This is a genomic window from Vibrio sp. HI00D65, assembly GCF_001635455.1.
GTDB lineage: Bacteria > Pseudomonadota > Gammaproteobacteria > Enterobacterales > Vibrionaceae > Vibrio.
Genome location: NZ_LWEH01000255.1, coordinates 267,346 through 282,384, shown reverse-complemented (window position 1 = coordinate 282,384; position 15,039 = coordinate 267,346). Strand labels below are relative to the sequence as shown.

At 45.9% G+C, this 15,039-nt stretch carries 14 protein-coding genes; 4 read left to right on the top strand and 10 right to left on the bottom strand.

Annotated elements, in window-relative coordinates; translation table 11 throughout:
- The first annotated feature begins 56 nt into the window (after positions 1 to 56).
- Positions 57 to 521: a ribonuclease HI gene (gene rnhA / locus A3712_RS18255; RefSeq protein WP_063524580.1), complete on the top strand. Its 465-nt coding sequence runs from the start codon at positions 57 to 59 to the stop codon at positions 519 to 521.
- Between the two features lie 39 nt (positions 522 to 560).
- Here rnhA and A3712_RS18250 read toward each other — a convergent pair whose 3' ends face one another.
- The gene (locus A3712_RS18250; RefSeq protein WP_063524579.1) at positions 561 to 1,346 is read right to left on the bottom strand and encodes a class I SAM-dependent methyltransferase; all 786 of its coding nucleotides are present in this window, start codon (positions 1,344 to 1,346) and stop codon (positions 561 to 563) included.
- Between the two features lie 53 nt (positions 1,347 to 1,399).
- Here A3712_RS18250 and gloB point away from each other — a divergent pair, with 53 nt between their 5' ends.
- From gloB to A3712_RS18235, 3 genes are all read left to right on the top strand, one after another.
- Positions 1,400 to 2,158: a hydroxyacylglutathione hydrolase gene (gene gloB, locus A3712_RS18245; protein WP_063524578.1), complete on the top strand. Its 759-nt coding sequence runs from the start codon at positions 1,400 to 1,402 to the stop codon at positions 2,156 to 2,158.
- Positions 2,159 to 2,228: 70 nt separating this feature from the next.
- Positions 2,229 to 3,797: a LysM peptidoglycan-binding domain-containing protein gene (locus tag A3712_RS18240; protein ID WP_063524577.1), complete on the top strand. Its 1,569-nt coding sequence runs from the start codon at positions 2,229 to 2,231 to the stop codon at positions 3,795 to 3,797.
- Positions 3,794 to 4,480, top strand: coding sequence for a YIP1 family protein (locus A3712_RS18235; protein WP_063524576.1), 687 nt, complete (start codon positions 3,794 to 3,796; stop codon positions 4,478 to 4,480). Before A3712_RS18240 ends, A3712_RS18235 begins: the two co-directional genes overlap by 4 nt.
- Before the next feature lie 28 nt (positions 4,481 to 4,508).
- Here the strand turns inward: A3712_RS18235 and A3712_RS18230 are convergent, their stop codons facing one another.
- The 9 genes from A3712_RS18230 to lpxA all read right to left on the bottom strand — a co-directional run bounded on the left by A3712_RS18230 (position 4,509) and on the right by lpxA (position 15,038).
- A complete protein-coding gene (locus tag A3712_RS18230; RefSeq protein ID WP_063524575.1) occupies positions 4,509 to 5,351 on the bottom strand; it encodes an endonuclease/exonuclease/phosphatase family protein in 843 nt (280 codons plus the stop codon).
- Positions 5,352 to 5,411: 60 nt separating this feature from the next.
- Positions 5,412 to 5,750 carry a nitrogen regulatory protein P-II gene (glnB, locus tag A3712_RS18225; RefSeq protein ID WP_004738609.1) on the bottom strand — a complete coding sequence of 113 codons (339 nt, stop codon included), beginning with the start codon at positions 5,748 to 5,750 and terminating at the stop codon, positions 5,412 to 5,414.
- Between the two features lie 129 nt (positions 5,751 to 5,879).
- Positions 5,880 to 6,191, bottom strand: coding sequence for a c-type cytochrome (locus A3712_RS18220; RefSeq protein WP_063524574.1), 312 nt, complete (start codon positions 6,189 to 6,191; stop codon positions 5,880 to 5,882).
- A gap of 58 nt (positions 6,192 to 6,249) precedes the next feature.
- On the bottom strand, positions 6,250 to 7,581 hold the full coding sequence (gene tilS / locus A3712_RS18215; RefSeq protein ID WP_063524573.1) for a tRNA lysidine(34) synthetase TilS: 1,332 nt from the start codon (positions 7,579 to 7,581) through the stop codon (positions 6,250 to 6,252).
- Positions 7,582 to 7,704: 123 nt separating this feature from the next.
- A complete protein-coding gene (gene accA, locus A3712_RS18210) occupies positions 7,705 to 8,664 on the bottom strand; it encodes an acetyl-CoA carboxylase carboxyl transferase subunit alpha (RefSeq protein WP_004738605.1) in 960 nt (319 codons plus the stop codon).
- A 45-nt stretch (positions 8,665 to 8,709) separates the two neighbouring features.
- Positions 8,710 to 12,189, bottom strand: coding sequence for a DNA polymerase III subunit alpha (dnaE, locus tag A3712_RS18205; RefSeq protein ID WP_063524572.1), 3,480 nt, complete (start codon positions 12,187 to 12,189; stop codon positions 8,710 to 8,712).
- Positions 12,190 to 12,301: 112 nt separating this feature from the next.
- Positions 12,302 to 12,922 carry a ribonuclease HII gene (gene rnhB / locus A3712_RS18200; RefSeq protein ID WP_063524571.1) on the bottom strand — a complete coding sequence of 207 codons (621 nt, stop codon included), beginning with the start codon at positions 12,920 to 12,922 and terminating at the stop codon, positions 12,302 to 12,304.
- Between the two features lie 48 nt (positions 12,923 to 12,970).
- Positions 12,971 to 14,167, bottom strand: coding sequence for a lipid-A-disaccharide synthase (lpxB, locus tag A3712_RS18195; protein WP_063524570.1), 1,197 nt, complete (start codon positions 14,165 to 14,167; stop codon positions 12,971 to 12,973).
- 82 nt (positions 14,168 to 14,249) lie between these two features.
- Positions 14,250 to 15,038, bottom strand: a complete 789-nt coding sequence (gene lpxA, locus A3712_RS18190; RefSeq protein ID WP_063524569.1) for an acyl-ACP--UDP-N-acetylglucosamine O-acyltransferase — start codon at positions 15,036 to 15,038, stop codon at positions 14,250 to 14,252.
- Position 15,039 lies beyond the last annotated feature (1 nt).

Here is a 15,039-nt window from a genome sequence, read left to right as displayed (position 1 = left end):
AAGGATAACTGTGTCAGACTATGCCGATAATGTGCTTGAGGTAATAGTATCAAATCATGACGAAACAAGTTGAAATTTTCACTGACGGTTCTTGTTTAGGCAATCCAGGGCCTGGCGGCTATGGCATCGTACTTCGCTACAAGAAAGTAGAGAAGACGCTCGCGCAGGGCTATACCCTAACGACCAACAACCGCATGGAAATGCTCGCTGCTGTTGTTGCACTACAAACCCTCAAAGAGCCGTGCTCGGTGATTCTGACTACCGATAGCCAATATGTTCGTCAGGGCATTACGCAGTGGATACATAACTGGAAAAAGCGCGACTGGAAAACCGCCGACAAAAAGCCGGTGAAAAATGCCGATCTTTGGCAAAAGCTCGATAAAGAGACAGCACGTCACACAGTAGATTGGCGTTGGGTGAAAGGACACGCAGGTCACCGAGAGAATGAGATGTGTGATGAGCTAGCTCGTACCGCCGCAGAAAGCCCAACCCAGGAAGACACGGGCTATCAGCCAAGCTGATATTGGGAGCGGATAAGGATATCCGATAGCAAAAGCCGACTACGAGTCGGCTTTTGCTGTTTTTAGCGGGCGCAGCGCTCGAATGGAATGCAACGTGCAGCGAGTATCGGTCCTAAAGCTAGCACCAACCGGAGAGAAGCGTCGTTTGAGGTGCCAGTGTGGCTTAATAGGCTTGAGTGGATAAGTACGCTTGCGAGCAACGATAAAATATTGGCTTCCAGCAAACGAGGCACAGCCGCCTAATGCGTTCTCAAGCCAAGTCCACATCGCTTGATACTTACTCATCGGGAACAATGCATAAGTATCACAATGAATCACTTCATAGTTCAGAACGCCCAACCAGTCTTTTACACGACTTGGCGTATACATTCGCCCACTCCACGGTAAACTGTTCTTACGCCAAGGCATTAAGCTGGCAAGCCCAATGACACTGAATGGGTTAAAGCCAGTGATGATAATATAGCCATCGTCCATCATCACTCGGTCGACTTCTCTTAATAACCGATGTGGGTCGTTGCTATAATCTAATTGATGACTAAGTACCACAACATCAAAACTTTTCTCCAAAAAGGGCAAATTATAGCCATCCGCTATCACATTATGTAATGGGTTCTGGATATCTAGGTTTACTTGATGTTGAATGTTACATGTGCAGCTAGAAATCTCACTGCTGAGACCGCCGAGCTTGAGCATATGGTAACCAAATAACTTTGGGAACCACTCATCGAGTCGAGTTTGAATTGATTCTCTCAACCAGTCCCCATTGTGCAATTGTGCCCAAGTGTAAGGACGCTCAAACTTCTTTCTGCTACGTGCTGGCTTCATCAATAATCTGTCTCACTTATTCTGTCGCACTAAAAGTGACTGGAGAACCAATAATGTTACATATCAAAAGCATACCTGCATTTAACGACAATTACATCTGGCTGATTGAAAATAGCGATCGTCGTTGTGCTGTCGTCGACCCCGGCGATGCGGCTCCAGTATTAGAGTACTTAGCACACCATGAGCTAACTTTAGATGCAATCTTGATTACACACCACCACCACGATCACATTGGTGGCGTTCCAGAGTTAGTTAGACAATTCCCAGGAGTTGACGTGGTGGGCCCGAAGAATGAGCCTATCCCAACATTGACACATCCCGTGGATGACGGAGACCAGCTGGAGTTATTTGGCGAAGTATTCTTGGTTCTTGGGCTAAGCGGTCACACGGCGGGCCATATCGGTTACGTTGGTGATGCAAAGCTATTCTGTGGCGATGTACTGTTCTCTGCGGGCTGTGGTCGTATCATGGAAGGCACTCCGCAACAGATGTTTGATGCATTAAATAAGATTACGGCGCTTCCTCAAGAAACCGAGGTCTACTGTGCACATGAGTACACAGCAGCCAATATCGCTTTCGCACTTGCTGTTGAGCCAGATAACCCCCATTTGCAGCAATATCGCGACCAGGTTAACCGACTTCGCGCACAAAACAAGTCGACCATTCCCACAAATTTGAGACAAGAGAAGTTTGTGAACCCTTTCTTGCGCTACACCGAACCAAGTGTAGTGAAATCAGTATCTAACCGCACGGAACAGACCGATCCTTTGTCAGTATTTACCGCTTTACGTGCTTGGAAGAACGAATTTTAACAAATACAGACTTGTCACTTATAGGGAGTGGCAAGTATTATCATCGGCCGTTTATTAAAAAGGCTGTAACATGCGAGTTAAGTACAGCTGGGCTTTGGTATTACTACTATCTGGTTGCCAATTAACTCAGTCAGAGAATCCAGACCAAGCTTCCGAGCAAACTAACACATCTCCTACAGAAGTTTCTCAAGCGAACGTTTCATCTGAAGCGACCAAAGAAGAACAAAAAGTTGAAGCACCTGTCGTCACTCCACAAGCACAAGAAGATGTTTGGAAACGTATTGCGATGCAACTTGAAATGGAAGTACCAGACCAAAAGAAGGTCGACTACTACCGAACTTGGTATTTAAAACACCCTAGTCATCTAAAAACAGTCTCCAAGCGAGCTGAACCTTTCCTTTACTTGATCACTACCAAGATCGAAGAAAGAGAACTACCTTTAGAACTGGCACTGCTGCCGGTTGTTGAAAGCTCATTCGACGCATTTGCCTACTCTCACGGCAGTGCTGCTGGCCTATGGCAATTCCTCGCAGGCACAGGTAAAGACTACGGACTTGAGCAGAACTTCTGGTACGACGGGCGCCGAGATGTTGCCGCTTCAACCGATGCTGCGTTAGATTTTCTAAGCGACCTAAACAGACGTTTTGACGGTGACTGGCAACACGCAATCGCGGCATACAACAGTGGCGGTGGTCGTGTGAACAGCGCAATCCGTCAGAATAAGAAGCTAGGCAAACCAATCGACTTCTTCTCACTGGATCTGCCGAAAGAGACCAGTAGCTACGTACCTAAACTACTGGCACTGGCAGACGTAATTGCCAACCATGAAAAGTACGGCATTGATATACCTGCAATCCCAAACAAGCCTGTGCTGACTCTGGTTAACCCAGAAGAGCAACTGGATTTGGCTATTGCTGCCAACTACGCAGGCATTCCAGTAAAAGAGCTTCAAGGCTATAACCCTGCATATAATCAGTGGGCGACAGCACCAGAAAAGCATCAGAAGCTATTACTTCCTCTAGACGCAGTTGAAAAATTCAACAAAGAAGTAGCGGCCAATAAAGGCAAAGGAATGAAGCTGGTTCGTTACAAGGTTAAGTCTGGTGACAGCATCAGCGTACTGGCAAGCAAATACAACACCACCAGCAAGGTGATCCGCACTGCCAATGGTTTGACCAATAACAACATTCGTATCGGTCAGCACCTACTGATTCCTACTTCGACCAAAGATGATAAGGCATACGCTCTCAGCGCTTCAAACCGCCTAGCAAGCACACAGTCAAAGAGTCGCGGTCAATACAAGCTGACCCACAAAGTAAAAAGCGGCGACAGCTTGTGGACCATTGCTCGCACCAACAAGGTATCTCACCAGTCGCTTGCGAAGTGGAATGGCATGGGACCACGTGACACCTTACGAATTGGTCAAGAACTGGTCATCTGGAAGAACGGTTCTGATGGCGCCATCATCCGTACCATTTTCTATAACGTAAGATCAGGTGACACAGTCAGCGGTATTGCATCAAAGTTCAAGGTAAAGGGTTCAGATGTTGTAAAATGGAACACTTTGCAGAACCAGAAATACTTACAGCCAGGACAAAAGCTTAAGCTGTATGTTGATGTAACTAAGGTAAGTGTATGAACCCGTCAAGTAACCCACTCGTCATGCTGTTGGATATATTCCGTTCACCAACAGCTTGTTTCTTAGCGCTTTATCAACGAAGTGCTTGGGGATGGCAACCCTACGTCGTATTGATGCTTAGCCCATTTTTATTTTGGGGTGCTTATTTTTCGAATGTAGATTTTGCTTGGTTAAGTGCAGAGCTATCGAAGCAATTAGCTCAAACAAACCCAGACCAGTTGGCGTTACTTGATAGTAATACCCTACTTGCCAGTGAAATTATTAGCGATGTGTTTAGCCGCACGCTCACTATCGTTCTTTTAGCATTGTGGTTTAACCTTGCAACCAAACCAAGCCAACATCAGCATAGCTTTTGGCGATGGTTTGCAGCAGCATCAGTTATCATCTTCCCTGCAGTTTTAGGTGACATTGCTAGCTACGCAAGTCTAATCCTAAAGCATGGTCATGTGATGAACTACGCCGCTGACTTGAACAGCTTAAACGGCTTAATCAAGTTACCGCTTAACAGTGATTGGTCACAATTTGCTAGCTCATTACCACTGCTACTGCCATGGTACATCGTACTTGGTTACGCTGCTGTATTAACGTGGACAGAGTTTGAGCGTGGACAAGCACTGGTGATTTCAGGTTTACCGTGGATTGGCTATTACCTAATCTGGGCTATCTACATTTTAGTTTCGTAGATAACCGTTACCGAGTCTTATCTTTACGCTATTTAGTCTTAAAAGTGACTAACATTGGATTATGATCAGAAGCGTCCGTTATGGGCGCTTTTGCTTTTTCTAACTCTAGCCCACGATAAAACACATGGTCTAGCACTAGCCCCGTTATGAACTGAGTGCGATTATCCGGCTCAAAAGCGACCTCAGCCAAGCCTACCTTTTCCAATGCTTCTTTTAATACGGTAAATCGAGCCTCACTCCAGCTGTTAAAGTCACCGGCAAAAATGACAGGTCCTCGGTACTTTTTTAGGTTGTTAGTCAAACTCTTAAGCTGAGCTTCATAATCTTCGGTACCAAAGGTAAAGTTCACGGCGTGAATGTTGATCACCGCCAACTCTTCCCCATTACTCAACTTGTAACGTGACCAAAGAGCAGACTTAGGTAACTGCAACCAAGGCTCTTCATGAGTATAAGCACAAGCCTCGATAGGCAAATGAGTCGCGAGGTTGAGCACACCTGCACTTTTTTCAAATGCCTCAAACGCATTGACTCGAGTACTTCCCCATTGACCACTCGTTACCCACTGAAGAAGTCCATCCGTCATGCTCGCTTCTTGTAGCAGTACCAAATCGCTTCCCGCTGTAAGCTTATTGAGTTCCATCTGCCAATGACCTCGGTTTTGCTTATAAATATTCCACACAGTGAGACTTAAGCCGTCAGACACATCCAGCGCTTTAGGTTCAGAGTTTTGGTAGCAACTGTAGATGTCATTGCTGGTATTTGGAGAAGTCGTAATAAGATTGGGCTTATTTGGGATTACGAAAATAAAATGAAAACTAACAACAGCCAGTGTTATCAGTAATGTGATAACTATGATGGTTTTCTTGAACATAAAGCACCCTACCAGAAATGAAAAAGGAGCGATAAACACTCCTTTTAAGGTAATAGTTTTTTATACGGCGTCTTCGTCTTCTTCGCCAGTACGAATACGTACCACACGTTCAACGTCTGTGATGAAGATCTTACCGTCGCCAATTTTACCAGTTTGAGCCGTCTCGATAATGGTATCAACGCATTGGTCTGCTACTTCATCAGTAACAACGATCTCTAACTTAACTTTAGGCAAAAAGTCGACCATGTACTCTGCGCCACGGTATAGCTCAGTATGACCCTTTTGGCGTCCGAAACCTTTAACTTCAGATACCGTCATACCCGTAATGCCCACTTCTGCAAGCGCCTCACGTACATCATCAAGTTTGAATGGCTTGATAATGGCTTCAATCTTTTTCATGTTCATCCCTTAAACTGTGCGAATGGCTCATTATCGGATAGCTATAGTAAACATTCAATGAAAAAAGCCAGAGCTTCAAAGCACTGGCTCGAAATTCATCGTATTGTTTATCTGTGATTTAAGAAGGGTTTACTTAAGGCTTGCGTAGTAAGCAGCTAGATTAGCAATATCTTCATCATTCAGCATTGAAGCTTGAGCCTGCATGACCGCAGCCAAACCGCCGGTGCGCTGGCCGTTCTTATATGCGTTGATTGCTGAAGCAATGTATTGCTCGTTTTGACCTTTAAGGTTTGGATAACCCGGGATCACTGCGATGCCGTCAGCACCGTGACAAGCCGCGCACACTGCTGCTTTTGCTTGTCCTGCAGCAACATCACCTGCCAGAGCGTTACCACTCAGTAGTCCAAGTCCAAGAACTAATCCTAGTGTAATTTTCTTCATTGCAAATTCCATTAATTATTTTTATTAAAATGACATAGAATTGTGACACAAACTTTTTCTAGATGCTCCAAAGCGCTTCACAATCTTGACCATCGTAGTTTTTATCTACGAATAACCCTAAAACAGCGATCACTCGATCACCATCCATTAATATAGGTGTTCTGCGCCTCAACCAGCTAGGCACTTGGTACTCTTGAAACAGCTTCTTGAGCTTCCTGCTATGCCCGCGTCCAACTGGGTGCGCCGATAATCCTTCGGGATTAAAAGTAACACGTAATACCGTATTTTGGTCTGGTAAGCTGAACGTTTGTACCTGGGGACCCGGTTCGGATTCAGATGTCCACACTTGCAAGCTGACATCTCCCAAACCATCAGGCAGAAGCAACCTTCCTCCAAGAGAAACGTCGCCTTGCCAGCCTGATAGGTCTTTAGTCTCTCGAACCAAATAGAGTTTTTGATTAAAACGCCTAACTTCAACGCCGTTTAACACCAGCTTAGGGTTAGCATCACGCTGAGCACACGCCACTTCCTCCCAGATAAGCTGAAGTTGCTTTTGGCTCGGCATTGCTTGCTGGCAATGACCTAACCACATTCTCAACAAGCGTGCCCTTAGCAAAGCAGATTGCTCAGATAACACCTCAATACTCAAGCTCTGATCAGCACCGAGGGCTTGTTGCAAATGAGAAGCTAACAGCTCGTCTAGCAACATCTCCTGCTCGGCACAAAGATGAGCGCTGCGACTGACAGACTCTCGAAAACTGGGCCAACGCTCGGTCAGCACCGGAGTCACTTGATGGCGAATAAAGTTACGGTCGAAACGCACATCCTGATTACTTTCATCTTCAACCCAAGTTAACCCCATACGGCGAGCGAACGCTTCGATCGCTGTTCTGGTCACTGACAGCATAGGACGAACAATATAAGCACCTGAAAATGGCATCACTTTCGCCATCGATGAGAGACCTTTTGGACCACTGCCGCGCTTTAACGCCAATAGAAAAGTCTCGACTTGATCATCGACGTGTTGACCAGTAACCAGCACATCCCCTTGTCGAAGATGAGATTTGAAGGCGTTATATCTGGCATCTCGAGCGAGCTTTTCAATACTTTCACCACTATGAACATCCAGTGAGACACGCTCCACAGCCAAAGGCACTGACAAATCATCACAACACGCTTGGCATTGCTCAGCCCATTGATCCGCATTATCACTCAAGCCATGATGGACATGGATTGCCTGACAATCGATACCATGAGTATTGGCGTATTGCGCAGCTAACTCCAACAACACTCGTGAATCAACCCCACCACTAAAGGCAATCACCATCCGCTGAGGCTTGATTGCGCTTTGGTCAAATACGGAGGTAAACATTTCGATTAAGTGAGTCATGAAGCTTAATAAACCAAGAAGGTGTTTGAAAGGTAATATTTAAATAATAAAAAAGGGTTGGCACTGAGTCCAACCCTTTCATCATCTTGTTACATAAAGTCCGCCTTCGAATGAGGCAGCTTATCAGCAGTAACCGTAGCTCATTAGACGCTGGTAACGACGCTCAAGAAGCGTTTCGTTATCAAACTGCTCTAGCTCTTCTAGTTGTTTAACTAAAAGGTCTTTCATATTCTGAGCGGTTTGCACTGGATCACGGTGTGCACCACCTAGCGGCTCAGGGATGATTTCGTCGATAAGCTCAAGCTCTTTAAGACGAGGAGCAATTAGGCCCATCGCTTCAGCAGCTTGTGGTGCTTTATCTGAATCACGCCATAAGATCGAAGCACAACCTTCTGGAGAGATTACTGAGTACGTAGAGTACTGAAGCATGTTCACGTAGTCACCAACACCAATTGCTAGTGCACCACCAGAACCGCCTTCACCAACAACGTTACAGATAACTGGAACAGAAAGGCCAGCCATAACCTTAAGGTTTTTAGCGATAGCTTCAGACTGACCACGTTCTTCCGCGCCAACGCCTGGGTATGCACCAGCTGTATCAATGAAAGTAATGATAGGCATGTTGAAACGCTCAGCAGTTTCCATTAGGCGAAGAGCCTTACGGTAACCTTCTGGCTTTGGCATACCAAAGTTGCGAAGTACTTTTTCTTTAGTCTCGCGACCTTTCTGATGACCAATAACCATAACAGGACGGCCATTTAGACGAGCCATACCACCCACGATTGCTTTGTCGTCAGCGTAAGCGCGATCGCCCGCCATCTCTTCAAATTCTGTGAATGCATGCTCCAGGTAATCTTTTGTGTAAGGACGTTGTGGGTGACGAGCAAGTTGAGCTACCTGCCATGCACCTAAGTCGCTAAAGATTTTCTGTTTAAGCTCTAAGCTTTTTTTCTCTAGTTGTTCGATTTCTTTGTCTAGATCTACCGCTGTGTCACCACCGTGACGCGAAACGTCACGTAGCGCTTCGATTTTTGCTTCAAGTTCAGCGATAGGCTTTTCAAATTCTAGAAAGTTCAGGCTCATCTATGAATCCTTGTTGATTCAGCTCCGCATTTGCAAAGCTAAATTTTAGTTAAATTCGAGTTCTACTTGGCTATTTCCAAGCAGCTGTTTTAATTCGTCTAGTAATGTATCACTTGGCGTCACGCGCCATTCTGTGCCCAATGTTAACCGCGCTCTAGCGTCGGCACGCTGGTAGTATACATTGACTGGGACCGTTCCGGCTCTATAAGGTTCTAAGATTTGACTAAATCGTTCAAAAAATTGACCATTAATTTGGGATTCATCGATAGATATCGATACCCCGCGAGCATATTTTTCACGGGCGCTTCCTAAGTCCATGACCTCGCGCGCGGACATTTTAAGCCCACCGTTGAAGTCATCAAAGCTGACCTGTCCAGAAACGACCACAATTTTGTCTTTTTCGAGCAATTCTGCGTAACGATCGAGCGCATCTGAGAACAGCATCACTTCCATACGCCCAGATCGATCGTCGATGGTCATCAAACCAATTCGAGTACCACGCTTGGTAGTCATAACTCGTGCTGCAATTACCAAGCCAGCAATCGTTAATGATTGGTCACGGCGTGTTGGCGTCGCATCTTTCAGACGGCAGCTGGTATATTTCGCTAACTCTTTGATGTAAGCGTTAACCGGGTGACCCGTCAGGTACAAACCTAGCGTTTCACGTTCACCTTCGAGCCAAACCTTTTCTGGCCATCTTGGTACTTGGGTGTACTTGTGCTCGACTTCTTCAGGAGCATCCGTCAATACACCAAACATATCGGATTGCCCAAACGACTCTGCATGGTGATATTGGCTTGCCGCTTTAACCGCATCAGCCAATGAAGCCATCATCGCTGCACGGTGAGGGCCTAATCTATCTAACGCACCCGATAGAATCAACTTTTCGATAACACGCTTGTTAACTTTCTTTAAATCAATACGTGCACAGAAGTCGAATAAGTCTTTGAAGTACCCCCCCTTATTTCGCGCTTCAATGATCGCTTCAATTGGACCTTCACCTACCCCTTTGATCGCGCCAATGCCGTAAACGATCGCACCGTCATCATCGACATTAAATCGGTAGAGACCTGAGTTGATATCAGGCGGCAGCAGTTTGAGCTTCATGCGGAAACACTCATCAACAAGGCCGATAACCTTCTCAGTGTTATCCATATCCGCCGTCATTACCGCGGCCATAAACTCTGCGGGATAGTGTGTTTTCAGCCATAGTGTTTGGTAAGAAACCAATGCGTAAGCAGCTGAGTGCGATTTGTTAAAGCCGTAGCCCGCAAACTTTTCTACCAAGTCAAAGATCTTCATGGCCAGCTCGCCATCAACACCGTTGGCTTCTGCGCCTTCTTTGAAGGTACCACGCTGTTTAGCCATCTCTTCTGGCTTTTTCTTACCCATCGCACGACGCAGCATATCCGCTCCACCCAGCGTATAACCCGCTAGGATCTGTGCAATTTGCATTACCTGCTCTTGGTAAAGGATGATGCCATAGGTTGGTTCTAACGTGTCTTTTAGCGATTCATGTTGCCATGTTTCATCTGGGTAAGAGACGGCTTCTCGACCGTGCTTACGGTCGATAAAGTTATCTACCATGCCTGATTGCAGTGGGCCCGGACGGAACAAGGCTACCAATGCGATGATATCTTCAAAACAGTCAGGTTGAAGACGTTTGATCAGGTCTTTCATACCACGAGATTCCAGCTGGAATACCGCAGTGGTTTCAGAGTTTTGTAGTAAGTTGAACGACGCTTGGTCATCTAAAGGAATCGATTCAATACGAACCGGCTCTTTACCTTCTTTCTTCAAGCGTGGGTTCACTAGGCCCAACGCCCAGTCGATGATGGTCAGAGTACGTAGACCCAAGAAGTCGAACTTAACCAAGCCAGCAGTTTCAACGTCATTCTTATCGAATTGCGTTACCGGGAAGTTACCTTCTGCATCCGCATAGATAGGCGCAAAATCTGTGATTGTGGTTGGTGAGATTACAACACCACCCGCGTGTTTACCGGCGTTTCGCGTACAACCTTCTAGAATACGACACTTATCGATCAGTTCGCGAACCTCTTCATCACCATCGTAAAGTTCTGGCAATGCAGGCTCGGCAAGAAAAGCTTTCTCAAGTGTCATACCCGGATCTGGCGGTACAAGCTTAGAAATACGGTCGACGAAACCAAACGGGTGACCAAGTACACGGCCTACGTCACGGATTACCGCTTTTGCCGCCATGGTACCAAAGGTGATGATCTGAGATACCGCATCACGACCGTACATTTCAGCAACGTGATCAATTACTTGGTCACGCTTATCCATACAGAAGTCGATATCGAAATCGGGCATCGAGACACGTTCTGGATTCAAGAAACGTTCGAACAGTAGATCGTATTCAAGTGGGTCGAGATCAGTGATATCCAATGCGTACGCCACCAATGAACCCGCACCCGAACCACGACCAGGGCCTACTGGCACATCGTTATCTTTAGACCATTGGATGAACTCCATTACGATCAAGAAGTAACCCGGGAAACCCATGTTGTTGATAACTTCCAGTTCGACTTTAAGGCGCTCATCGTATTCAGGACGGCGATCAGCTCGAACTTGCTCATCTGGGAACAGGAATTCTAAACGACGTTCAAGGCCTTCTTCTGATTTCTTAATCAAGAAATCTTCGATCGCTAGACCTTCAGTCGGGAAGTTAGGGAGGAAGTACTCACCAAGACGAACAGTAACGTTACAACGCTTAGCTATCTCAACACTGTTTTCAAGCGCTTCAGGGATATCTGAGAACAGCTCACACATCTCTTCTTCGCTACGAAGATACTGTTGCGCGCTGTAGTTTTTAGGACGACGCGGGTCGACCATAGTATAACCATCATGGATCGCTACGCGGATTTCATGGGCATCAAACAAGTCTTCGGTTAAGAACACTACTTCATTGGTTGCCACAACCGGTAAGTCTTGTTGCTCAGCAAGCTCTAACGCGAAGTGCAGGTAAGACTCTTCATCGGCACGTCCGGTACGAATCAGTTCTAAGTAAAAGCGATCGGGGAAGTGAGTCTTGTAAAATTCGACACTACTCACGACGAGATCACGGTTACCTTTCAGTAATGCCTTACCGATCTCGCCTTCTTTGGCGCCCGATAAGATAATCAATCCTTCAGCGTTTTCGATTAACCACTCTTTGTCGATCACAGGTTGATGCTGTATGTGACCACGCAAGTAAGCTTTTGAAATCAGCAAGGTAAGGTTGTTATAACCTTTATTATCAGACGCTAAAACCGTCAGTTTCGTCAGCTCATCTCCAAATTCTGGAGATTGCATCAAAAAATCAGCGCCAATAATTGGTTTAACCCCGCACCCATGGGCAGTACCGTAAAATTTCACCAAACCACATAGGTTGGTGAAGTCGGTAAGTGCTAGAGCTGGCATACCCATTTCAGCGACTTTTTTAACTAATGGTGGCACCTTAGACAGGCCATCGACCATAGAAAAGTCACTGTGTACGCGTAGGTGAACAAATTTTGGATCTGACATTATTTTTCCTGAGTTCTAGACCGGAGCCTAGGATTACAACTGAGCGTATTCTATTTTTTTCTACTGCTAGTAAGCAAATTTATTCAAAGATGAACGCTTATCTGTGTAGCACTTAATCAATACCTAAAATACGTTTTACTGGCTTAAAGCTCTTACGGTAGTGCTCGGTAACACCGTGCTTTTCAATTGCCTCGAAATGCGCCTTAGTCGGGTAACCTTTGTGCTTAGCAAAGCCAAACTCCGGATGAAGCTTATCAAGCTCTTCCATCTCTTGGTCACGTACGACTTTAGCAATAATAGACGCTGCACTGATTTCAGCGACGCGCAAGTCACCTTTAACCACTGCAATACAGGGCATTGGCAGCTCGGGGACACGGTTGCCATCAATCAAAGCCATACCTGGCTGAACACTTAATCCAGCAATCGCGCGCTGCATCGCAACCATAGTCGCTTGTAGAATATTGAGTTCATCAATTTCTTGCGGTGAGCAACGACCAACCGACCACGCCAATGCTTTCTCTTTAATTTCAGGAAGCAGAGCAAGGCGCTTTTTCTCAGACAGTTTCTTTGAATCGTTCAAACCTTCAATGGGATTATTAGGGTCTAGGATAACCGCAGCTGTCACTACATCGCCAACCAATGGTCCACGCCCTACTTCATCGACGCCAGCAAATAGCTGGTAGCCTTGAGGGTATTCGAAAGGTGGAAGCTCTTTTTTCTCTTTTACTGCCATGACAATTCTCTTTGTAACTTTTAAGCCCGTGCCTTTGAAACTAGCACGTTAGGATTCAACAAACTCTCGGCCGATCAATTTCAGCACCGCGTTGGCGGCTTGTTCGTCTGCATCTTTACGGATCCAGTGATGCATTTCAGTAAAGCGTTCAATCAACGCACTGTTATCGGCAGCTAGCATCTTATCAACCGAAGGGAATAAGAAATCTGGATGGCACTCTTCCAAAATGTGCTCTTTGACGATTTCTTCGCCCGCCAAGATATTCGGCAGTGACACAAACTCAGTTATAGCCAGCTTCTTCACAATGTAGCCTGTCAACTTATTCACTTTGTAGCCCACAACCATTGGACGCTTAAGCAGCATGCACTCAAGAGCAACCGTGCCGGATGCCAATAGTACAGAGTCCGCAGCAGTGATCACGTTACGAGCTGTATCCTGCACAATGACAAAATCCAATTCTGGTGCTGTCGCCTGCCAAATCTCAGTAAATTGTTGCTTGCGAGTTTCATTAACAGCAGCCACCACAAAACTGATGTCTGGGTACTTTTTTTTGATACGTTTACAGGTTTCAATGAACGGTTGCGCGATAAGCTTCATTTCACCACCACGACTCCCCGGTAGAACCGCCAGCCACTGCTTGTCTTGCTCTAGGCCAAGCAGTTCTCGTGCTTCCGCTTGATTTGGCTCGAATGGAATGGCATCTGCTAGTGTATGACCAACAAATTCACAGGCAACGTTGTATTTGTCGTAGAACGCTTTTTCAAATGGTAAGAACGCTAGTACCAGGTCGGTTGCTTTATCGATCTTAAAAATACGTTTTGGACGCCATGCCCATACTGAAGGGCTAACGTAATGAACCGTTTTTATACCGGCGTTCTTAAGGTCTAGCTCCAGTCTCAAGTTAAAGTCGGGAGCATCAATACCAACGAACACATCTGGTGGGTTCTGAGTGAAATATTTAACCAGCTCAGCTTTTACTTTGAGCAAACGAGGCAAGCGACCAAGAACTTCAACAAGGCCCATTACGGCAAGCTCTTCCATCTCAAACAAAGATTCACAGCCTAGCGCTTTCATTTTTGGCCCGCCAATACCGACAAATTCTGCATTCGGGTACTGAGCTTTTATCGCTTTAATAAAACCTTCGCCAAGGGTATCGCCAGAGAGTTCTCCAACAACAACACCTACACGCAGTGGCTCGTTGGAAACAAAGCCTGAGTTATTGGTTTGTGCGTCTTGCTGTGCCATATTTTTCCAATTCCCTTCTCGCCTAAAACAAAAAAGATCGCCTTAAAAGTAGCGATCTTTTTTATATCAATCACACCTGGTATTAACGAATAATACCGCGCTCAGAGTTCTCTAGCATCTCTAGCATAGGAGTTACCGAAGCAAACTCTTTCGCCATTTCCACTAAAGCCGCTTTCGCTTCTTCAAGTGTTTTGCCAGAGCGGTAAAGCTCTTTGTACGCTTTTTGCAACGCGCGAATCTCTGTTTTCTCGAACCCGTTACGTTTCAGACCTACAAGGTTAAGGCCGAATGGTGCTGCATGGTTACCTTGTGCAAGTACGTACGGAAGTACATCTTGAACAACGGCAGAACAACCACCAATGTAAGCGTAAGCACCGATTGAACAAAACGGGTGAATCGCAGAAAGCGCCATAACACCTGCGTAATCACCAACTGTTACGTGACCACCTAAGATAGCATTGTTACCAATGTGGGTGTGGTTACCAACAATAACGTCGTGCGCTACGTGAGCGTTAACACAAAGCAGGTTGTCATCACCAATCACTGTGGTTGCTTTATCTTGAACCGTACCACGGTGGATTTGAACCGCTTCACGAATCACGTTGCGATCACCGATCACAACCGTAGTGCGCTCGCCACCGTACTTCTTGTCTTGGTTCTCTTCACCAATCACAGCGTGTGGGAAAATGCGGTTTTCTTTACCAATAGTTGTGTGACCTTTGATCACAACATGCGACATGATTTCTGTGTCGTCACCAATGGTTACATTACCAGCAATGTAAGTAAAAGGGCCAACTGTTACGTTCGCACCAATCGTTACATCACCTTCAATCACTGCAGCCGGGTGAATTTTTGCTGTTTCATGAATCATA